We start from the raw sequence: 20,112 nt of genomic DNA, 5'->3' as shown, positions 1-20,112 counted from the left end.
CATCGCTTTGGGATACGATAATCGCGACTCTAGCTTACCTGAATTTCAACTTTTGGGCTGTCGGCTTTTTGTAGCATGTGGCGGCTGCTGATAAAGCGATCAAATTCATCTATGGGAATAGGCTTGCAGAACAGATAGCCTTGATAGGCCTGGCAACCGGCTTGCAGTAAAAATTCTCTCTGCTGTTCGGTTTCCACACCTTCGGCAATGACATTCAAATCCAGGCTGGCACCCAGGCTGATGATGGTGCGGACGATGTTCGCATTATTCACATCATCCGGCAGGTTGTGCACAAAACTGCGGTCTATCTTGAGCTGTGTTAGCGGCAAACGTTGCAGGTAAGAAAGAGATGAATAGCCAGTGCCAAAATCATCCATGGAAAATCCCACACCCAGTTTTTTGATGGCATGCATTTTTTCTATGACGATGGTGACGTCTTCGAGCACCACGCTTTCAGTCAGTTCCAGTTTCAACAAAACCGGGTTGGTATTAGTCTCATGCAAAATGCGTTTCACATCATCCACAAAACCCGGATGACGGAACTGGCGCGCGCTGACATTCACCGCCAGTTGCATGCCGGATTTGACCGGGTCGTCAGCCCAGATGGCGATTTGCTTGCAGGCGGTTTCCAGCACCCATAGCCCTATCGGTAAAATAAGACCAGTTTCTTCTGCCAGCGGAATAAAGTCCAAAGGAGATACCAGTCCGCGGTTGGGGTGGTGCCAGCGCAATAAAACTTCCGCACCAATTGGGTCGCCCAGGGCGCTGACTTGCAGTTGATAATGCAAGACAAACTGATCATGCATGAGAGCATGACGCAAGTCGGTTTCCATTGCGGTGCGGAACTCCAGCGCTGCCTGCATGCTGGGGTCAAAGAAACGCACACTGTTTTTACCCAATGCCTTGGCCTGGTACATGGCCATGTCGGCACGGCGCAATAATTCATCAATACCGACCGCCTCGGCCCCAAACATGGTGATACCTATGCTGCCTGAACTTTCATAATCGATATGACCAAGATTAATGGTCTGGCTCAGGGTCAGGCGGATTTTTTCTGCGACGGTTTCAGCCAGGCTGGCGGCATATTGCAGCTCTTCATGCAGGCCTTCGAGCAAGACCACAAATTCGTCGCCACCAGTGCGCGAGACCGTATCATCGGCTCTTACGCAGGCATGGATGCGCTTGCCTATCTGGGTCAACAGCAAGTCGCCCATATTGTGACCCTGGGTATCATTCAGGGTTTTGAAGTTATCCAGGTCTATCATCAAAATCGCACCATAACGCAGATGCCTGCGGCTCAGCGACAAGGCGCGCGCCAGCCTGTCCAGCAAAAGACGGCGATTCGGCAAACTGGTGAGCGGATCAAAAAAAGCCAGTTGATGAATTTTTTCTTCTGATACTTTATGCTCGGTAATGTCATTGAAAGAGCCGACATAATTACTGACCTTGCCATCTTCATCCAGCACGGCAGAAATCACCAATCTTTCCGAGTAGATTTCACCATTCTTGCGACGGTTCCACAATTCACCTTGCCAGCGATGATTGCGGCGTATTTCCTCCCACATCTGGCTGTAGAAAGACTCATCATGGCGACCAGATTGCATCAATCGCGTACCCTGCCCTATCGCTTCGCTGGCTTCGTAACCAGTGATGCGGGTAAACGCCTTGTTGACGCGCAAGATAATGAGATTGGCATCGGTGATCAGGATGCCTTCTTCAGTTTCAAAGGCCATGGCAGCGATTTCCAGCTCTTTGTCAGCCAGTTTTTTGTCGGTGATGTCGCGCAACAAGGCAACGTATTGCTGTAATTTGGCTTGCTGGTCGTAGACGGGAGTGAGCAATAACTCCAGCCACAGTAACTGCCCATTTTCACCCGGCCTGCTGTATTCCAGTGTCAGTGGTTTCTGCTCTTCATTATGCTGCGCCAACATGCTGGCAACGGCAGGCGCAAATAAATCACCGAGTTTTTTTTCATGCAAGGCATCTTGTGGATACCCACTCAAATGGCAGGCGGCCTGGTTGACATAGTTGATGTGGCCATCGCTGGTAGCGATCATCACGCCTTGTGAAGTAGCGCTCAGGGCTTCATTGCGCAAACGCAGCAGAGCTTCGCTTTCGCGCAATTCTTCTGCATTCAGTTCACGCTGCCGGCGTTTGATGGTCGATTGATAGCTGAGCATCCAGGCCATCAGGCAGACGATGAGACCAAAAACTTCGATGAATCTCGATAATCGGGTGGTGCCCTGCCAGCCGCCATGCGGCAATGCGGCCAGCTCCCAGCTACCGCCTGGCAGTATGATGCTCTGCCTGACCGCATCGCCAGTAAACAAACTGCCGTCACCCAGAAACACTTCTCCTTTGCTGCCCTTGGCATCACGGCCACGTATGGACAGGTTGATTTCATTTTGCATCTGGGCGACGCCGGCCTGTTCCAGCAACTGATCATAATTGACCACCATTGCAATCGAACCAAGGAATTCATCGCGGTTTTCATGTTGATAGACTGGGATGCGCACCACCAGTCCGACCCCTCCCTGCACCAGAGTCAGTGGCCCGGCAATTTGTATGGTGTGCTCTTCTATCATGCGTTGATAAACTGGCCATTGCTTGGGTAACTGGCGATAATCGGCACCGAGGATTTTTTCATTCCCTTTATAAGGGTAGACATAGCTGGCTACCGTGCCTTTGACGAGCACCAGATTGCGGATACTGGGATTGGCGCTGGCCACTTCAGCCGCCAGCACTTTGAATTCCTGCTCAGATAAATCCGGCTTGGTGGCGAAGGTGACAGCCAGTACGCGGGCGGCAGAAATATTTGAAGTCATGCCAGTACCCAGCTTGGTACGCAAGACCACCAGTTTTTCTATGATGTCGACTTTTTGCTTCTGGATGGCCAGTTCGCGCTCATTATTGTCGATGGCCCACAAACCTAGGAACACAATCAGAGCTACACCCAGAGCAAAAAGCTTGGGATATCTGGATGACAAGCCTATATATGATTTATCCATCAAGGCGGTATGAGTCCTGAAAACAGGTTTGAATGAACTGTTTTTTTATTTTTTGCTGCTGGCCTCTGGTTAGTCTCTGGTTTATTTTTTAACTCAGGAGCAACAGTATTCTGCTCTTATCATAGTAGCAGAATGCCATATCAGTGACAGGCAGAATTGCTGCACTGATATGCAAGAAATGGTTTCGCGGTGTGCCAGCAACAAAAAGCCTGCCTAAAACAAGTTTTGGGCAGGCTTTTGGAATGTTTTGCAGGTCTTTTTACAAAACTATTGGTGCTGATCAGATCTATTCGAAGAACTTCTTGACCTTGTCCATCCAGGTTTTGCTTTGCGGATTGTGCTTGGGGCCACCTTCTACGGTCAGCTTTTCAAAATCACGCAAAAGTTCTTTTTGCTTTTCTGTCAGCTTCACCGGTGTTTCGATGACAACATGACAGAACAAATCACCCGCATAACCAGAACGCACACCCTTCACGCCCTTGCTGCGCAGGCGGAAAGTCTTGCCGGATTGCGTACCTTCAGGCACGGTGAAAGAAGCCTTGCCACTCAGGGTTGGCACTTCGATGTCGCCACCCAGTGCTGCCTTGACAAAGGAAATCGGGATTTCGCAATGCAGGTCATCACCATCACGCTGGAATACCGGATGCTGCTTGATATGGATTTCCACATACAAGTCACCTGGCGGGCCGCCATTCACGCCTGGTTCACCATTTCCAGATGAACGGATGCGCATGCCGTCATCAATACCGGCAGGGATTTTGACTTCCAGTGTCTTGTTACGTTTGATGCGGCCAACGCCAGAACAGGTCGGGCATGGGTCGGGAATCATCTTGCCTGTGCCATGACATTTAGGACAAGCCTGCTGTATGCTGAACAAACCTTGCTGCATGCGCACCTGGCCATGGCCACCGCAAGTAGTACAGGTGACTGGCGAAGTGCCGGGTTTGGCACCGGAGCCGTGACAGGTATCGCAAGAGTCCCAGCTAGGTACGCGGATGGTGGTATCAAAACCGTTGGCCGCCTGTTCCAGCGAGATTTCCAGGTTATAGCGCAAGTCGGCACCGCGATATATTTGCGGGCCTGCATTGCGACGGCCACCGCCAAAAATATCACCAAAAATATCGCCAAAGGCGTCAGCAAAACCACCTGCACCGCCACCACCGCCGCCACCCATATTCGGGTCGACACCGGCGTGACCGTAACGGTCATAGGCATCGCGCTTCTGGCTGTCGGAAAGCATCTCGTAAGCCTCTTTGGCTTCCTTGAATTTTTCTTCCGCGACCTTGTTATCCGGATTGCGGTCCGGATGGTACTTCATCGCCATTTTGCGATAGGCCTTTTTGATTTCGTCTTCGGTGGCGTTTTTGCCTAGCCCAAGAATCTCGTAAAAATCACGCTTCGCCATCTCTTGTTAACCTCAGTATTGTTCTTGAACTTAAGTCTAGGACTTAAGCATCAAACTTAAGCGCAAACGCCGGGCAGGCACCGCAAAGCGAGCCACCCGGCGCGTCATGACGGGCAAGCCCGTCACACTAGTATTACTTGCTGTCTTTGACTTCTTTGAAGTCAGCGTCAACTACATCATCATCTTTAGGTTTGGCATCTGCACCGGCAGCGCCTGCACCACCAGCAGCTGCGCCTGCAGCAGCCTGTTGTGCCTGCATGTCGGCGTAGACTTTTTCACCCAGCTTTTGAGATGCTGTGGACAATGCGCCCAGCTTGGTATCGATCTCAGCCTTGTCACCGGATTTCAATACATCTTCCAGTTCCTTGATGGCGGCTTCGATTTTCTCTTTTTCGCCAGCTTCCAGTTTCTCGCCATGTTCAGCCAGCGCTTTTTTGGTGGAGTGCACCAAAGCGTCGCCCTGATTGCGGGACTCAGCCAATTCCTTGACCTTTTTGTCTTCTTCCGCGTTCAGTTCAGCGTCTTTCACCATTTTCTGGATTTCATCTTCGGTCAAACCAGAGTTTGCCTTGATGGTGATCTTGTTTTCCTTGCCTGTGGCTTTGTCTTTTGCACCTACGTGCAAAATACCATTAGCGTCGATATCAAAAGTCACTTCAATCTGTGGCGTGCCACGGGCTGATGGTGGAATACCTTCCAGGTTGAATTCGCCCAGGCCTTTATTGCCGGCAGCGATTTCACGTTCACCCTGGTACACCTTGATGGTTACCGCAGGCTGGTTGTCGTCTGCAGTAGAGAATACCTGGCTGAACTTGGTCGGGATAGTCGTGTTCTTCTGGATCATCTTGGTCATGACGCCGCCCAAGGTTTCGATACCCAGGGACAAAGGTGTCACGTCCAGCAACAACAGATCTTTACGGTCACCAGACAAAACGGAACCTTGAATCGCTGCACCAACGGCAACGGCTTCATCAGGGTTCACGTCTTTACGTGGTTCTTTGCCGAAGAATTCTTTGACAATTTCCTGCACCTTAGGCATACGTGTCATACCACCGACGAGGATGATGTCATCGATGTCTGTGGTTTTCACGCCTGCATCCTTGATCGCCATGCGGCAAGGATCGATGGTTTTCTGGATCAGTTCTTCTACCAGGGCTTCCAGCTTGGCACGTGTGATTTTCAGGTTCAAATGCACAGGTGCGCCGTTTGCCATGGCGATGTAAGGCTCGTTGATCTCGGTTTGTTGCGAGCTCGACAATTCGATTTTTGCACGTTCGGCAGAAGCCTTGATACGTTGCAAAGCGATAGGATCTTTGGACAGGTCCAGGCCATTGATCTTTTTGAATTCATCAATGATGTAATCGATGATGCGTTGATCGAAATCTTCACCGCCGAGGAAAGTATCGCCGTTTGTCGACAATACTTCGAATTGCATTTCGCCATCTACGTCAGCGATTTCAATGATGGAAACGTCGAAAGTACCGCCACCCAGGTCATACACAGCAATCTTGCGATCGCCTTTTTCTTTTTTGTCCAGACCAAAGGCCAGCGCAGCAGCTGTTGGCTCATTGATGATACGTTTGACATCCAGACCGGCGATACGGCCCGCATCTTTGGTTGCCTGACGTTGTGCATCGTTAAAGTAAGCAGGAACAGTGATGACTGCCTCTGTCACTTCTTCACCGAGGTAGTCCTCAGCAGTTTTTTTCATTTTGCGCAAAACTTCAGCAGAAATTTGCGGTGGAGCCAGACGCTTGTCGCGCACGGATACCCATGCATCGCCATTGTCTGCTTTGGAAATGGTGTAAGGCATCAGACCGATGTCTTTTTGCACTTCTTTTTCTTCGAACTTGCGACCGATCAAGCGTTTTACCGCGAACAGTGTGTTCTTGGGATTTGTAACAGCCTGGCGTTTGGCGGATGCGCCAACCAGGATTTCGCCGTCTTCTTGATACGCAATGATGGAAGGCGTAGTACGCGCACCTTCTGCATTTTCGATCACTTTTGGCTGGCCGCCTTCCATGATAGCAACGCAAGAATTGGTTGTACCCAAATCAATACCAATCATTTTTCCCATGATAATTCCCTCAGAATGTAGATTTTTTTGTCAATGTTGGTGAATCAGTCTGCTTTATTTTTGAATTAGCAGAATCTGATTCGTCTGTTTCGGATATATGGTAAAAAACACGCTTTTCAAGCCATTTTTGCGTGTTTTTTTACGTTTTTCTTACTTTCCTTGCGCTACTGTCACTAAAGCCGGACGCAATAAACGGTCGGCAATGGTATAACCTTTTTGCAATACAGTCACGACTGTATTGGCCTCTTGCTCAGCAGGCACCATGGAGATGGCCTGATGCTTCATGGGATCAAGCTTGTCGCCTTGCACAGGACTGACTTCATTCAAACGATTCTTTTCAAAAGCAGCACTAAGTTGCTTCAATGTCATTTCCACGCCTTCTTTCAGCGCTTCTATGGATGGTGTATCAATCTTCAGGGCCATTTCCAGGCTGTCCTTGACTGGCACCATGGCTTCGGCAAAGCCTTCAATCGCAAACTTGTGTGCCTTGCTGATATCTTCCTGAGCGCGGCGGCGGATGTTTTCACCCTCAGCCTTGGCACGCATGAAAGAATCTTGCAACTCTTGCACTTTCGCTTCGAGCTTGGCAATCACTTGCTCGGCAGTATCTTGTGCAGGTGCTGCAGCCTGGGCAGCTTCTGGTGCAGATGTCTGCACTGTTTCACCTTGAACAACACCATCCAATTGAACTTCCGGCGCGGCTTCTTTTATTTCTACCTTTTCCGCTTGCTGGTTTTCTTGCTCTTGCATACTTACTCTCCCGATCAAAAACATACATTACCCCTGCATTTGGGGATATACCCTTACGATTTCAAGGCTTTATCTTGAAATTTTCCTGAACTTCTCTTATTTGCCCCGACCTGCTCCAACATTGGGGTTATCCAGCCCTATGCAAGCTCTCTCAAACTCTATCTCAAGCTACATTTGATGTACAAATAAACACATTTCGTAACAAAGTAAGAACAATTCATTACTGGAATATGCTGCGGCGCATCCTAAAATGATGAGTAAGAAATATCTTCATTGGAGGTATAAGCATGAAACTCTCACTCATCTCCCTGCTCTTGCTGGCCTACACCGTCGCCACTGTCGCCTGGATCTGCCTGTCCCAGACAAATCCTCTTGCTTCATAGCTGATACGGCATACCAGCATTTCAATAGTGGCAAGTTTATAAACTCGCCAGCAGCTTTGCCGTCTGCTACTTCTATAAAACAATTGCCAAAACATATTAAATAAACGCATAGATTAGTAGTCCCCTTCAACGAAAACAGCCTCATCTCAAGTAAAATCGCCTGTTGCAAGCAATTCAGCAGATTTCAGCGATTATTAGAGGAGTGAGGCATGATTTTTGTCACGGGAGGTGCGGGTTTCATCGGTGCCAATTTTGTTCTGGACTGGCTGGCCCAGTCGGATGAGTCTGTCCTCAATTACGACAAACTGACCTACGCTGGTAATTTGAACAATCTGACCAGTCTCAACAATGATGCGCGTCATGTGTTTGTCAAAGGTGACATCATAGACAGCGCACATCTGTGCGGCTTGTTTTTCGAATATCAACCAAGAGCGATCGTCCATTTCGCAGCAGAAAGCCATGTAGACCGCTCCATCCTTGGTCCGGCCGCCTTTGTCACGACCAATGTAAATGGTACCTTCAACCTGCTGGAGGCGGCGCGCACTTACTGGCAAAGCCTGGAAGGCGAAGACAAGGCCAACTTCCGCTTCCTGCATATTTCCACGGACGAAGTGTATGGCACCCTGGCGGCAGACGATGCCGCGTTCACCGAAACCACGGCCTATGCACCGAACAGCCCTTACTCTGCGACCAAGGCTGCATCCGATCATCTGGTGCGTGCATATCACCATACTTATGGTTTACCGGTACTGACGACCAATTGCTCAAACAATTACGGCCCCTACCATTTCCCTGAAAAATTGATCCCGCTGATGATCGCCAATGCCCGTGCCGGCAAAGACTTGCCAGTTTATGGCGATGGCTTGCAGGTGCGTGACTGGCTGTACGTGAAAGACCATTGCGCGGCAATCCGCCGGGTACTGGAAGCTGGCAAACCCGGTGAAACCTATAACGTCGGTGGCTGGAATGAGCAAACCAATTTAAGTGTGGTACATACCCTGTGTGCATTGCTGGACGAGTTGCAACCCAAGGCAGAAGGCAGTTACAAAGACCAGATCAAACACGTCACTGACAGACCCGGGCATGACCGCCGTTATGCGATCGATGCCAGGAAAATAGAAAAAGAACTGGGCTGGAAACCAGAAGAGACTTTCACTACCGGCCTTAAAAAAACCGTGGAATGGTATCTCGCCAATGATGACTGGACCAGGCAGGTACAGTCAGGCGATTACCTGAATTGGGTCGCTTTGCAATATGAAGATGATGAAGATGGGGACGTGGTATGAGTGGTGGTAGCGATGTGAATAATAGTATGGCCAATACGTCTGCACGCAAGGGCATCATCCTGGCGGGTGGTTCAGGCACGCGTCTGTATCCGGTGACCCAGGCCATTTCCAAGCAGTTGCTGCCGGTGTATGACAAGCCCATGATTTATTACCCGCTGACATCGTTGATGCTGGCGGGGATACGTGACATCCTCATCATTTCCACGCCACAGGATACGCCGCGCTTTGCCGAGTTGCTGGGCAATGGCAATCAATGGGGCATACAACTGAGTTATGCAGTCCAGCCTTCACCTGATGGATTGGCGCAAGCCTTTATCATAGGCAAGGATTTTGTCGGCAATGCCAATACCGCCCTTATCCTGGGTGACAATATTTATTATGGCCATGATTTTGAACCGCAATTGCGCCAGGCTGATGCGCAACAAAGCGGTGCAACCGTGTTTGCCTACCATGTGCAAGATCCTGAGCGCTATGGTGTTGTTGAATTCAATGAGCAACGCCAGGCCATCAGCATAGAAGAGAAACCGAAACATCCAAAATCCAATTACGCCGTCACTGGCCTGTATTTCTATGACAACCAGGTCTGTGATATCGCTGCCAGTATCAAGCCGTCTGCACGTGGCGAACTGGAAATCACAGATGTCAACAATGAATACCTGAAGCACGGCATCCTGAATGTAGAGCTGATGGGCAGGGGCATGGCCTGGCTGGATACTGGCACCCATGAATCACTGCTGGAAGCCGGGCAATTCATCGCCACCATAGAAAAACGTCAAGGCCTGAAAGTTGCCTGCCCAGAAGAAATTGCCTACCGCCGCCATTACATCAGTGACGCCGACCTCGAAAAACTCGCGCAACCGCTGAAGAAAAATGAGTATGGCCAGTATCTGTTGAAATTATTGGACAAGAAAGCGTATTGATAGATGAAAGTTTTACGATGAAAGTGGTAGAGACCAGCCTGCCCGGCGTTCTGATACTGGAACCCCGTGTCTTTGGCGATGACCGTGGCTTTTTCTATGAAAGCTTCAACGCCCGCACTTTTGCTGAACTCACTGGCTTGGATGTCAATTTTGTGCAAGACAATCATTCCAAATCGGCCAGGAACGTCTTGCGCGGACTGCATTACCAGATACAGCAAAGCCAGGGCAAACTGGTGCGTGTCATTGCCGGTGAAGTCTTTGATGTAGTCGTTGACATGCGCAAGTCTTCGCCGACTTTTGGCAAGTCAGAGGCTGTCATCCTGTCTGGAGAAAACAAGCGCCAGTTATGGATACCGGCGGGCTTTGCTCATGGTTTCCTGGTCACCAGTGATAGCGCAGAATTTTTGTACAAGACCACCGATTACTGGGCACCTGAACATGAGCGCTGCCTGCTGTGGAACGACCCTGTACTGGACATCAACTGGCCCTTGCAGGATGCCCCACTGTTATCTGGCAAAGACCAGTTGGGCAAACCCCTGGCAGATGCCGAGGTCTTTGCATGAGGATATTATTGACAGGCACGAGTGGGCAATTGGGCCATGCTCTCTTGCCACGCTTGCCTGCAACAGCAATAGTGCATGCGCCGCAAAGAGCAGAACTGGATTTGAGCAATGCCACACAATTGCGCCAGTGCATCACTGACTTCAAGCCTGACCTGATCATCAATCCTGCTGCTTATACAGCGGTAGATTTGGCTGAGAGCGACGAAGACACAGTCCATGCCATTAATACCCTGGCCCCTGCCATCCTGGCAGAAGAAGCGCGCAAGCTCGGCGCAGGCCTGATCCATTATTCAACGGATTATGTTTTTGCTGGTGACAAAAAAGATGCTGAAGGTAACTGGTTGCCTTATGTAGAAAACGATGCCACAGCACCTCTGAATTTGTATGGCTGGACCAAACTGGCAGGTGAAGAGGCCATTATCGCCAGTGGCTGCCAGCATCTGATCTTGCGTACCAGTTGGGTGTATTCAAACTTTGGCAAGAATTTTTTCCTGACCATGTTGAAGCTGGCGCGTGAACGCGATCAATTGCGTGTCGTCAATGACCAGTGGGGTACACCCAATTCGGCTGACTGGCTGGCTACAACTACTTGCGAGATACTGGCACAATTGCAGCAATCCAAAGATGCGATGAGCTGGTGGCAGGAATTGGGTGGCGTCTATCATCTGAGTGTCACAGGCGCGACCAACTGGTTTGACTTTGCTACCGCCATCATAGAACTGGCAGACCAGCAAAACAAACTCGGCAAGTTTGCACCGCAGATCAGCGGCATACCAGCCAGTGAATATCCTGTGCCAGCGCGCCGCCCTCACAACTCTTTATTGAGTACTGGGAAATTGCAGGCTGCTTTTGGATTGTCCATACCGGACTGGCGCATCCCCCTGGATGCGTGCATGCAAAGCGTGCAAGCGCCTGCTTTTGCATCACCCCACACAACAACTCAAGCTCAAGGTCAGACCACGTGAAACTGCAAATGATACCTATGCGCGTGCTCGGTGATGAGCGCGGCAGCCTGGTTGCCGTCGAGGCCAACCAGGACATCCCTTTTCCCATTGCCAGGGTCTACTATATTTTCGGCACACTTGAAGGTGTAGAGCGCGGATTTCATGCGCACAAGACTTTGCAGCAGGTGGCAGTCGCCGTGCGCGGTTCCTGTACCATGGTGTTTGATGACGGCAAGGAACGCTTAGAACTGGAACTCGATTCCCCGGCAAAGGGTGTCTACATAGGCACTGGCATCTGGCATGAAATGAAAAATTTCACCGAAGATTGCGTCTTGCTGGTGTTTGCTGACCAGCACTATGACGAGGCAGATTATTTGCGCAAGTATGATGAGTTTTTGAAGTTCATAGAAACCACTTGAATTAGTAAACCACAAAAAAACCTCTCACCACAGAGGCACAGAGGAAGGAATAAACTTTTGCAAAAGTTTATCGTTGCGCAAGCAAGCGACATGTCGCTTGAATTCCTTGCTTCACCACAGAGAATCAAGAGAAAATCTATATGAGTTCACTCAGTAGTCTTCATTCTTTAGACGAATGGATAATATGAAACCTATACCTTATCTGGAACTCAAGCCTCAGCATCAGGATTTGCGTGCGGAGTTGAATCAGGCTTTTAATGAAGTATTGGATAGCGGCTGGTTTATCCAGGGCAAGCAACTGGACGCGTTTGAAGCTGAGTATGCGGCTTATTGCGGCAGCCAGCATTGCGTTGGTGTCGGCAATGGCATGGATGCCCTGCACCTGATCTTGCGTGCCTATGGCATAGGCGAAGGTGATGAAGTCATCGTGCCTTCCAATACTTACATCGCCAGTTGGCTGGCGGTGTCGTATGCGGGTGCGACGCCGGTTGCGGTGGAACCGGATCTGCCTACTTACAATATCGATCCTGCAAAAATCGCGGCGGCTATTACTCCAAAAACCAAGGCCATCATGGTCGTACATCTGTATGGGCAGTTGGCGGATATGGACCCGATTATCGCCATCGCACGTGAGCATGGCTTGAAAGTCATAGAAGATGCAGCACAGTCGCATGGCGCAACATATAAAGGGCGTGTCTCTGGCGGCCTGGGTGATGCCGCTGCCCACAGTTTTTATCCCGGCAAGAACCTCGGTGCCCTGGGCGATGCGGGCGGCGTCACCACCAATGATGCAGAACTGGCCAAGCAATTAAAAGTCTTGCGCAATTATGGTTCGCAAATCAAATACCACAATGAAGTCAAGGGCTATAACTCGCGCCTTGATGAATTACAGGCTGCGCTGTTAAGGGTAAAACTGAGCAGACTCGATGACTGGAATGTGCAGCGTCGTGCACTGGCGCAGCAATATCATGAAGGCTTGAAAGACTTGCCTGGCCTGGTCATTCCCTTTGTGCCAGAATGGTCTGAGCCAGTCTGGCATATTTATGCTGTGCGCCATGCCAAGCGTGATGCACTGCAAAAACACTTGCAAGACGCTGGCATAGGCAGCCTGGTGCATTACCCTATCCCGCCGCACCTGCAACCGGCTTATGCTGAATTGCAACTGGGTGTGGGCAGCTTCCCGCTATCTGAACAAATCCATGCAGAAGAACTGAGCCTGCCGCTCGACCCTTATATTGCAACAGAAGATGTCAGCCGTGTCATCGCTGCCGTGCGCGATTTCGTCCTGCAAGCTGCCTCAGTTTCTTGACAATGACACTGGTACGCACCAGCCTGTTAAATGCAATTGCAGTCATGGTCAGAATGCTGACCATGCTGGGCCTCAATAAATTGCTGGCAGTGTATGTGGGTCCAGGTGGCTATGCAGTCATAGGGCAATTCCAGAATGCTGTGACCATGATTTTGTCATTTGCCAGTGGTGCGATTTCCACAGGTGTGACCAAGTACACGGCTGAGCATGGCGATGACGTCATTGCTCAGCAAAAGGTCTGGGCCAGCGCAGCACGTATCTCGCTTTACTGCTCACTGGCCGCTTCGGCTGTCATTGCCGTATTTCACCAGCAACTGGCGGTGCTGCTATTAAAAGATGCGCAGTATGGCAGTGTGTTTTTATGGCTGGCAGCCAGCCTGGTACTGTTTGTGTTGAATACCTTGCTGCTGGCTATCCTGAATGGAAAAAAAGCGGTTGCCGCTTATGTAGCTGCCAATATTGCGACCAGCATAGTCACCCTGCTGGCGACCTGGTTGCTGGCCAGCGTCTGGGGCCTGTATGGCGCACTGGTGGCGCTGGCGGTAAATCAATCTTTCGTGGCCATCATCACACTCGCGCTATGTCTGCGCAGCACATGGTTTAGCTTTGGCATGTTGTTTGCCAGTGCCGATCGTGCCATGCTGCGCAAACTGGGCGCGTATGCGTTGATGGCAATAGTCACGGCCACGGTCGTGCCGCTGAGCCAGATGCTGATACGCAATCATCTGGTGCAAGACTTTGGCTGGCAAGAGGCTGGTTATTGGCAGGCGGTGACACGCATCAGTGATATTTACCTCATGCTGATCACTACCACGCTGACGGTGTATTACCTGCCGCGCCTGGCAGAAATCAAGGCAGCCGCAGAACTGAAAAAAGAAATCGCCCGCGTATATCGCTTCGTTTTACCTTTGACTGCACTGGGTGCCGTCATGGTCTATCTCTTGCGCGACCTCATGTTGTGGCTGGTATTCACAGAAGAATTTCGCCCCATGTTGCAGCTTCTGGCCTGGCAACTGGTGGGCGACTTTATCAAGATAGGCAGTTGGGTGCTAGGCTTTGTCATGCTGGGCCGGGCGCTCACGAAACCGTACGTGATTACTGAGATAGTCTTCAGCCTGTCGCTGGTAGCCCTGACTTATCTGCTAACACCAGCATTTGGCTTGCAGGGTGCGGTCATTGCTTTTTGCATTAATTATGTATTGTATTGGGCATGTATCGCCTGGATTTTGAAAAAATATGCCTACCGCTGAACGCCCCCTCAAGCTCGCCAAGTTCATACAAAAATCCACAGACCGTGTGTTGGCAGCGGGCGAACTGGATAGTTGCGTACGGCGTGCCCGCGCCTTGGGCGAACTGCTATGGAAAAACAACCTGGGTCAGTATGCTCTGCCTGAGCTGGAACAAGCTTTGCTACAACGCTACCAGCATTTGTTCAAGCTGCCTGAGCAACAGGCAATCAAGGCAACTTATCTGCATGTGCTGAGCCAGGCTTACACCAGTAGCGGTCATACCCGCGTGGTAGAACACCTGATCGCCAGCCAGGCTTTGCAGGATTCTGCGGTATTGGTGACAGAAAAAGCACCACCTGCTACCTGGGAGAAGCTGAGTACACCCGGCCATCCCTGCATCTGCCTGCCCAAATACAGCGACAGGCAAGAAAAGATACAGGCACTGCTGAATCATTTTGCACAATACAAGATTCTAGTGCTGCACATCCACCCGTATGACATCGACGCTGTCATCGCGGCGGGATTATCCAGACAATTGTGCGGCACCCGCATCCATATGTACAATCATGCCGACCATGTATTCTCTTATGGGCATGGCATGGCAGATGTGGTGCTGGAACTCAGTTATTTTGGCTGGGAACTCAGCAAACTGCGTGGCACGCATGAAAAATGCGTGTTTGCCGGTATCCCGTTAAAGTTGCCGGACACCACTGCCGAACGCGTAGAAAATGCCACGGGCCATATCGCCAGTGCTGGCTCGGCCTATAAATACAAGCCAGGTGGCGAGTATTCCTTCCCAGACTTTGCAGTACGCCTGCAAGCCAGGACAGGCCGCAAACTGATGCTGATAGGCCCCAACCTGAAAACCAACTGGTGGTGGTGGAAGCCTGCGCGGCAAATGGGCAAGCAAGCGATTTTCCACCAGCGCATGGCTTATGAGGATTATCTGGTCTGCATGCGCGACGCCAGCATGTATGTAGACAGCTTCCCACTGACCGGTGGCACGGCCTTCCCGGAAATGGTGGTCAAGGGCTTGCCTTGCTTTGGCATATTGACCGGGGCGCATGGTTATTCCCCGGCGGATCAACTCAAATCAGGCAGTCAGGATACCTTGCTTGATGACATGAGCTATTATTTGCAGCAAACCCGGCAGCCAGCGCAACAGAAAACGCAGCAACAACGCACTGGCATAGACCAGGCTGCGATACTGCTAGAAATCAGGGAAGCGCACGATATAGAACAAGTAGCAAGACGTATCAGCAAGGCAGAAACAGCGAATGCGCAAGAAAAACAACCACCATGGTTAAATCCGGCACCTATAAATTGTGATTTCTATGAGAAAATCTGGTACACAAGAAAATTGTTCACGCCGCCCATCCATAACTTCCCTGACTGGAAATTGGGCGTATTATTTTTAAAGTATTGGATACAAAGTCGCCAGCTTGGTCGCCGGGCTTAGTTGCCCACTTAATTGCCAGCTTAGTTGTCGGCTCAGTTACTAGACCTAATGCAGCATCACTTAGCAAACTATGATACATGTCGCAATCGTCAGTCACGGCCATGAAGATCTGCTTATTGCAAGCGGCATGGGTGGCTTGCGCGATGCCGCTGCGAACATGCACGTGTGGATCAAGGATAACCACCCTTCTCCGGCGTTAAAGGCCTATTGCCTGCAACATGGCGTCTCTTACATAGACGATAAACCCGGCCTGGGTTTTGGTGAAAACAATAATTACCTGTTTGACCTGATCAGCAGCAGCATAGGTTTTGCTGAAGGTGACAGTTTTATCGTCATGAACCCTGACATCACTATCAGTGCTGACACCATCGTCACGCTTGTTGAGAATATGCAGCGCGACGCTTTTCCGGTCGCGACTATCAATCTCTACCGCGACGACCAGCATCTGTATGTGGATGCGAATGTACGCCGCTTCCCGAATGTGATTTCATTATTGCGCATGGTGGCAGTACGGTCCTTGTCCGAACCCTACGACAAGAAAACCATGACAGAAACCTGCCATGTAGATTGGGCTTCTGGTGCCTTCCTGGCGTTTGATGCGTCGCACTATAGCGCGCTGCAAGGCTTTGATACCCGTTATTTCATGTATTTTGAAGATGTGGATATCTGTTACCGTTCCAAGCAATTGCTGGGCAAGGGCATACGCTTCTATCCACAACTCGACGCCACCCATACAGCCGCGCATAAAAACCGCAACCTGGTATCACGCCACGCCAGCTGGTTTTTCCGCAGCTTCCTGAAATTCCTCTCGCGCCGCTATTTTGTATATGACAGACGGTCGAATTTGCCTGCTGCCAAATAAAGTATGAAGCAGCAAATCTTGTTGACCGGTGCCAGCGGCTTTGTCGGCCAGGCTATTGCGCGGGCCTGCCTGGCGACTGATGCAAGCCTGATTTGCCCGAGCCGTCGCCCTTTGGGCTGGCAAGACGCCGACATGATCAATCCCCTTGTCAGCGATATGACGGCTGATACAGACTGGTCTGCGCATCTGCAAGGTGCCGATATCGTCATCCATAGCGCAGCGCGGGTACATGTCATGCAAGAGACTGCCAGCGACCCTTTGGCACAGTTCCGTGCTGTGAATGTAGACGCCAGCCTGCAACTGGCGCGCCAGGCGGCCGCAGCAAGTGTAAAGCAATTTATTTACCTGAGTTCAGTCAAGGTGAATGGTGAAGCGACCGAGCCAGGCCATCCGTTTACTGCAGATGACACGCCCAAGCCGCAAGACGCCTATGGCATTTCCAAGCAAGAAGCAGAGCAGGCTTTGCTGCAGCTGGCGAGTGAAACCGGCATGGCAGTCACCATCATCCGCCCGCCGCTAGTCTATGGACCGGGTGTCAAAGCCAATTTTTTGAGCATGTTACGCATGGTGCGTCGCGGCCTGCCTTTGCCACTGGGCAGCATCCATAACCAACGCAGCTTTGTGTACCTGGGCAATCTGGTCGATCTTGTCCTGCATTGCCGTTTGCATGAAGCAGCACGTAATCAGGTATTTTTGGTATCTGACGGCAGGGATTTATCGACTACAGAATTATTGCACCTGTGCGCGCAGGCTTTGCAAGTCAAATCCCGCTTGCTCCCTTTCCCGGCGGGCGTGCTGACACTTGCTGCCAGCATACTGGGCAAAAAAAATGTCGCTGACCGTTTATGCCAGTCACTGCAAGTCGATATCAGCAAGACCAGGAAGCAGCTGGCCTGGTCACCACCTTATACTGTAGAACAAGGCTTGCAAGCGACTGCCGCAGCCATACCTGTTGAATGAAGAACATGTTGAAACGCCTTTTTGATCTCGCCCTTGCACTGACGGCCAGTCTTTTTCTGATCATCCCTTTGATCATCGTCGCCATCTGCGTCAGGTTGACCTCTCGCGGGCCTATTGTTTACTGGTCAGACCGGGTCGGGCGCAATAATGCCATCTTCAAGATGCCCAAGTTCCGCAGCATGCTGATTGATACTCCAGCAGTTGCCACTCATCTGCTGAGCAATCCTGATCAATACCTGACGCCCATCGGTTCTTTCCTGCGCAAATCCAGCCTGGATGAATTGCCGCAATTGTGGAGCATACTCTGTGGTGACATGAGCTTTGTGGGACCACGCCCTGCCCTGTACAATCAAGATGACCTGATCGCCCTGCGCACAGAAAAGCAAGTGCATACTATCCCACCTGGCTTGACAGGCTGGGCACAAATCAATGGCAGGGATGAATTACCTATTCCTGTCAAAGTAGATCTGGATGCGTATTACCTGCAGCATCAATCCTTCATGCTGGATATCCGCATCTTGTTCCTGACCTTCTACAAGGTGGTGCGCCGTGATGGTGTTACACATTAATAAGGCTGCGCTATCATGATGCAATCCCTGCTCAATCTGCCACGTCTGCAAAAACAGGTGATTGCTGCCCTGGCTGATGCTGTCTGCCTGCCAATGATGTTTATCCTGGCGATCTGGCTGCGTTATGAAACCTTTAATGTCAGCCTGTTCAATCATTACTTCTGGCTCATAGTTTCTTCTTCCCTGATAGCCATACCGGTATTCATACGCATAGGTTTATATCGTGCCGTGATTCGTTTCATCGACCAGAAAATCATCAGCGTAGTCGTCTTTGGCGTCACCCTGTCGGTGCTGTTCATGGCATTTGTTGCGGTGATGCTGCATATCACGCCATTGTCGCGCGCAGTGTTTGGCTTTTTCTGGGCAGGCTCCATCCTGTATGTGGGCGCCAGCCGTTTCCTGGCCAGGGCCTGGCTGTTACAGGCCGACATGGCTGAAAACGCCACCCGCATTGCCATCTATGGTGCGGGCAAGGCAGGCGCACAGCTCGCAACAGCACTGCGTGCTGGTGGTGAATATGTGTGCGCCGCCTTCATCGACGACAACAAGTCTGTGCAAGGCTCGACCATAGGCGGCGTCAAGGTATTTGCACCTGAGCTATTGAAGGACCTGGCCGACCGCCACGACATACGCGAAATCCTGCTGGCAATGCCCAGCATCAGCAAGACCAGGCAAAAGCAGATACTTGATCAGCTTGAGCCGCTGAAACTGAAGATCAAAGTCACGCCATCGATACAAAGCCTGGTCAACGGCGAATTGCGCGTGCAGGACATACGCGAAGTCGAGATAGAAGATTTGCTGGGCCGCGATCAGGTCGAACCCGATGCCCGCCTGCTGAGTATCTGCATCACTGGCAAGCGCGTCATGGTCACCGGGGCTGGTGGCTCCATAGGTTCTGAGCTATGCCGCCAAATTTTGCGCCAGCGCCCGGCTAAACTGGTCTTGCTGGAAATGTCGGAATACGCCCTGTATGCCATAGAACAGGAATTGACTGGCCTGCGCCAGCAATTGAAGCTGGATGTAGAGATATTACCTTTCCTCGGTTCCATACTCGACAGCGCCAAGCTGGACCGCATCTTCACCACCTGCGAAGTAGAAACCCTGTACCACGCTGCTGCCTACAAGCATGTGCCGCTGGTAGAGCATAATCCGGCTGAAGGCATACGTAATAATGTATTTGGTACGCTCTCGGTGGCACAAGCCGCCATGGCTGCCAGGGTCAAGAATTTTGTGTTGATTTCTACCGACAAGGCAGTGCGCCCGACCAATGTCATGGGTGCGACCAAGCGCCTGGCAGAGCTGATCTTGCAAGCCTGTTCACGCCGCCAGCAACACACCCGTTTTTGCATGGTGCGCTTTGGTAATGTACTGGGATCATCCGGCTCGGTTGTGCCTTTGTTCCGCAAGCAGATCATGGCAGGTGGCCCCATCACCCTGACCCATCCCGAGATCACCCGCTACTTCATGACCATACCTGAAGCCGCGCAACTGGTCTTGCAGGCCGGGGCCATGGGCGAAGGTGGCGATGTGTTTGTACTCGACATGGGCGAACCGGTACGTATCATTGACCTGGCACGCCGCATGGTGCATCTGAGTGGCCTGGAAGTGAAAAGCGAAAGCACGCCAGATGGCACGATAGAAATCCAGCATGTCGGCTTGCGCCCTGGCGAAAAACTCTATGAAGAATTGCTGATAGGCGACAATGTTGAAGGCACCTCCCACCCGCTGATCATGCGCGCGCAAGAAAATGAGTTGCCATGGGATCAACTGAATGCCCTGTTGCAGGAATTAAATACCGCCTGCACCGCCTTTGATTATGCGCAAATCCGCGCCCTGCTGCTGCAAATAGTGGCAGAATATGAACCACAATGCGGTATTGAAGACCTGATCTGGCAAGCCCAGCAAGTTGGCTCTGAAGAGCAGGCCAAAGAAGCCAACACGGGCCTGCTCCACTGAATCTTTTTAATAT

At 51.1% G+C, this 20,112-nt stretch carries 16 protein-coding genes; 12 read left to right on the top strand and 4 right to left on the bottom strand.

Features of this window, described 5'->3' with window-relative positions; translation table 11 throughout:
- Positions 1-29: 29 nt before the first annotated feature.
- The 4 genes from ACO0LD_RS20595 to grpE all read right to left on the bottom strand — a co-directional run bounded on the left by ACO0LD_RS20595 (position 30) and on the right by grpE (position 7,240).
- Positions 30-3,008 carry an EAL domain-containing protein gene (locus ACO0LD_RS20595; RefSeq protein ID WP_423010046.1) on the bottom strand — a complete coding sequence of 993 codons (2,979 nt, stop codon included), beginning with the start codon at positions 3,006-3,008 and terminating at the stop codon, positions 30-32.
- A gap of 286 nt (positions 3,009-3,294) precedes the next feature.
- Positions 3,295-4,413 (bottom strand): molecular chaperone DnaJ, encoded by a 1,119-nt coding sequence (gene dnaJ / locus ACO0LD_RS20590; RefSeq protein ID WP_423010045.1) that lies wholly within the window; start codon positions 4,411-4,413, stop codon positions 3,295-3,297.
- Positions 4,414-4,546: 133 nt separating this feature from the next.
- Positions 4,547-6,490 (bottom strand): molecular chaperone DnaK, encoded by a 1,944-nt coding sequence (dnaK, locus tag ACO0LD_RS20585; RefSeq protein ID WP_186953290.1) that lies wholly within the window; start codon positions 6,488-6,490, stop codon positions 4,547-4,549.
- A 150-nt stretch (positions 6,491-6,640) separates the two neighbouring features.
- A complete protein-coding gene (gene grpE, locus ACO0LD_RS20580; RefSeq protein ID WP_423010044.1) occupies positions 6,641-7,240 on the bottom strand; it encodes a nucleotide exchange factor GrpE in 600 nt (199 codons plus the stop codon).
- A gap of 592 nt (positions 7,241-7,832) precedes the next feature.
- Between grpE and rfbB the strand changes: the two genes are divergently transcribed.
- The 12 genes from rfbB to ACO0LD_RS20520 all read left to right on the top strand — a co-directional run bounded on the left by rfbB (position 7,833) and on the right by ACO0LD_RS20520 (position 20,099).
- Positions 7,833-8,909 (top strand): dTDP-glucose 4,6-dehydratase, encoded by a 1,077-nt coding sequence (rfbB, locus tag ACO0LD_RS20575; protein WP_423010043.1) that lies wholly within the window; start codon positions 7,833-7,835, stop codon positions 8,907-8,909.
- Positions 8,906-9,829: a glucose-1-phosphate thymidylyltransferase RfbA gene (gene rfbA / locus ACO0LD_RS20570; RefSeq protein ID WP_423010042.1), complete on the top strand. Its 924-nt coding sequence runs from the start codon at positions 8,906-8,908 to the stop codon at positions 9,827-9,829. Before rfbB ends, rfbA begins: the two co-directional genes overlap by 4 nt.
- 17 nt (positions 9,830-9,846) lie before the next feature.
- Complete coding sequence (gene rfbC / locus ACO0LD_RS20565) at positions 9,847-10,392, top strand: dTDP-4-dehydrorhamnose 3,5-epimerase (RefSeq protein WP_423010041.1); 546 nt, start codon at positions 9,847-9,849, stop codon at positions 10,390-10,392.
- Entirely contained in the window at positions 10,389-11,357 is a 969-nt protein-coding gene (rfbD, locus tag ACO0LD_RS20560; RefSeq protein WP_423010040.1) for a dTDP-4-dehydrorhamnose reductase, read from the top strand. The genes rfbC and rfbD overlap by 4 nt, the downstream gene beginning before the upstream one ends.
- Entirely contained in the window at positions 11,354-11,755 is a 402-nt protein-coding gene (locus ACO0LD_RS20555; protein WP_423010039.1) for a sugar 3,4-ketoisomerase, read from the top strand. The genes rfbD and ACO0LD_RS20555 overlap by 4 nt, the downstream gene beginning before the upstream one ends.
- Positions 11,756-11,939: 184 nt before the next feature.
- Positions 11,940-13,064, top strand: a complete 1,125-nt coding sequence (locus ACO0LD_RS20550; protein WP_423010038.1) for a DegT/DnrJ/EryC1/StrS family aminotransferase — start codon at positions 11,940-11,942, stop codon at positions 13,062-13,064.
- Positions 13,065-13,066: 2 nt separating this feature from the next.
- Positions 13,067-14,314: an O-antigen translocase gene (locus tag ACO0LD_RS20545; protein ID WP_423010092.1), complete on the top strand. Its 1,248-nt coding sequence runs from the start codon at positions 13,067-13,069 to the stop codon at positions 14,312-14,314.
- The gene (locus ACO0LD_RS20540; protein ID WP_423010037.1) at positions 14,301-15,752 is read left to right on the top strand and encodes a hypothetical protein; all 1,452 of its coding nucleotides are present in this window, start codon (positions 14,301-14,303) and stop codon (positions 15,750-15,752) included. The genes ACO0LD_RS20545 and ACO0LD_RS20540 overlap by 14 nt, the downstream gene beginning before the upstream one ends.
- A gap of 70 nt (positions 15,753-15,822) precedes the next feature.
- Positions 15,823-16,614, top strand: coding sequence for a hypothetical protein (locus ACO0LD_RS20535; protein ID WP_423010036.1), 792 nt, complete (start codon positions 15,823-15,825; stop codon positions 16,612-16,614).
- 3 nt (positions 16,615-16,617) lie between these two features.
- A complete protein-coding gene (locus tag ACO0LD_RS20530) occupies positions 16,618-17,574 on the top strand; it encodes a UDP-glucose 4-epimerase family protein (RefSeq protein WP_423010035.1) in 957 nt (318 codons plus the stop codon).
- An 8-nt stretch (positions 17,575-17,582) separates the two neighbouring features.
- The gene (locus ACO0LD_RS20525; RefSeq protein WP_423010091.1) at positions 17,583-18,143 is read left to right on the top strand and encodes a sugar transferase; all 561 of its coding nucleotides are present in this window, start codon (positions 17,583-17,585) and stop codon (positions 18,141-18,143) included.
- A gap of 18 nt (positions 18,144-18,161) precedes the next feature.
- Positions 18,162-20,099, top strand: coding sequence for a polysaccharide biosynthesis protein (locus ACO0LD_RS20520; RefSeq protein WP_423010090.1), 1,938 nt, complete (start codon positions 18,162-18,164; stop codon positions 20,097-20,099).
- Positions 20,100-20,112: the final 13 nt, after the last annotated feature.

Origin of the sequence: Undibacterium sp. Ji83W, assembly GCF_049340385.1 — a bacterium.
Lineage (GTDB): Bacteria > Pseudomonadota > Gammaproteobacteria > Burkholderiales > Burkholderiaceae_D > Undibacterium.
Note: the sequence above shows the minus strand (reverse complement) of the source record. Positions and strands in the feature narration are given on the sequence as shown.

What these genes read in the sequence shown, in the direction of transcription:
- ACO0LD_RS20540 (WP_423010037.1), top strand. Translation starts at nt 14,301, where the DNA reads ATGCCTACCGCTGAACGCCCCCTCAAGCTCGCCAAGTTCATACAAAAA.
- ACO0LD_RS20530 (WP_423010035.1), top strand. Translation starts at nt 16,618, where the DNA reads ATGAAGCAGCAAATCTTGTTGACCGGTGCCAGCGGCTTTGTCGGCCAG.
- grpE (WP_423010044.1), bottom strand. Translation starts at nt 7,240, where the DNA reads ATGCAAGAGCAAGAAAACCAGCAAGCGGAAAAGGTAGAAATAAAAGAA.
- ACO0LD_RS20520 (WP_423010090.1), top strand. Translation starts at nt 18,162, where the DNA reads ATGCAATCCCTGCTCAATCTGCCACGTCTGCAAAAACAGGTGATTGCT.
- dnaJ (WP_423010045.1), bottom strand. Translation starts at nt 4,413, where the DNA reads ATGGCGAAGCGTGATTTTTACGAGATTCTTGGGCTAGGCAAAAACGCC.
- rfbA (WP_423010042.1), top strand. Translation starts at nt 8,906, where the DNA reads ATGAGTGGTGGTAGCGATGTGAATAATAGTATGGCCAATACGTCTGCA.
- ACO0LD_RS20545 (WP_423010092.1), top strand. Translation starts at nt 13,067, where the DNA reads ATGACACTGGTACGCACCAGCCTGTTAAATGCAATTGCAGTCATGGTC.
- rfbD (WP_423010040.1), top strand. Translation starts at nt 10,389, where the DNA reads ATGAGGATATTATTGACAGGCACGAGTGGGCAATTGGGCCATGCTCTC.
- rfbB (WP_423010043.1), top strand. Translation starts at nt 7,833, where the DNA reads ATGATTTTTGTCACGGGAGGTGCGGGTTTCATCGGTGCCAATTTTGTT.
- rfbC (WP_423010041.1), top strand. Translation starts at nt 9,847, where the DNA reads ATGAAAGTGGTAGAGACCAGCCTGCCCGGCGTTCTGATACTGGAACCC.
- ACO0LD_RS20535 (WP_423010036.1), top strand. Translation starts at nt 15,823, where the DNA reads ATGATACATGTCGCAATCGTCAGTCACGGCCATGAAGATCTGCTTATT.
- ACO0LD_RS20550 (WP_423010038.1), top strand. Translation starts at nt 11,940, where the DNA reads ATGAAACCTATACCTTATCTGGAACTCAAGCCTCAGCATCAGGATTTG.
- ACO0LD_RS20595 (WP_423010046.1), bottom strand. Translation starts at nt 3,008, where the DNA reads ATGGATAAATCATATATAGGCTTGTCATCCAGATATCCCAAGCTTTTT.
- dnaK (WP_186953290.1), bottom strand. Translation starts at nt 6,490, where the DNA reads ATGGGAAAAATGATTGGTATTGATTTGGGTACAACCAATTCTTGCGTT.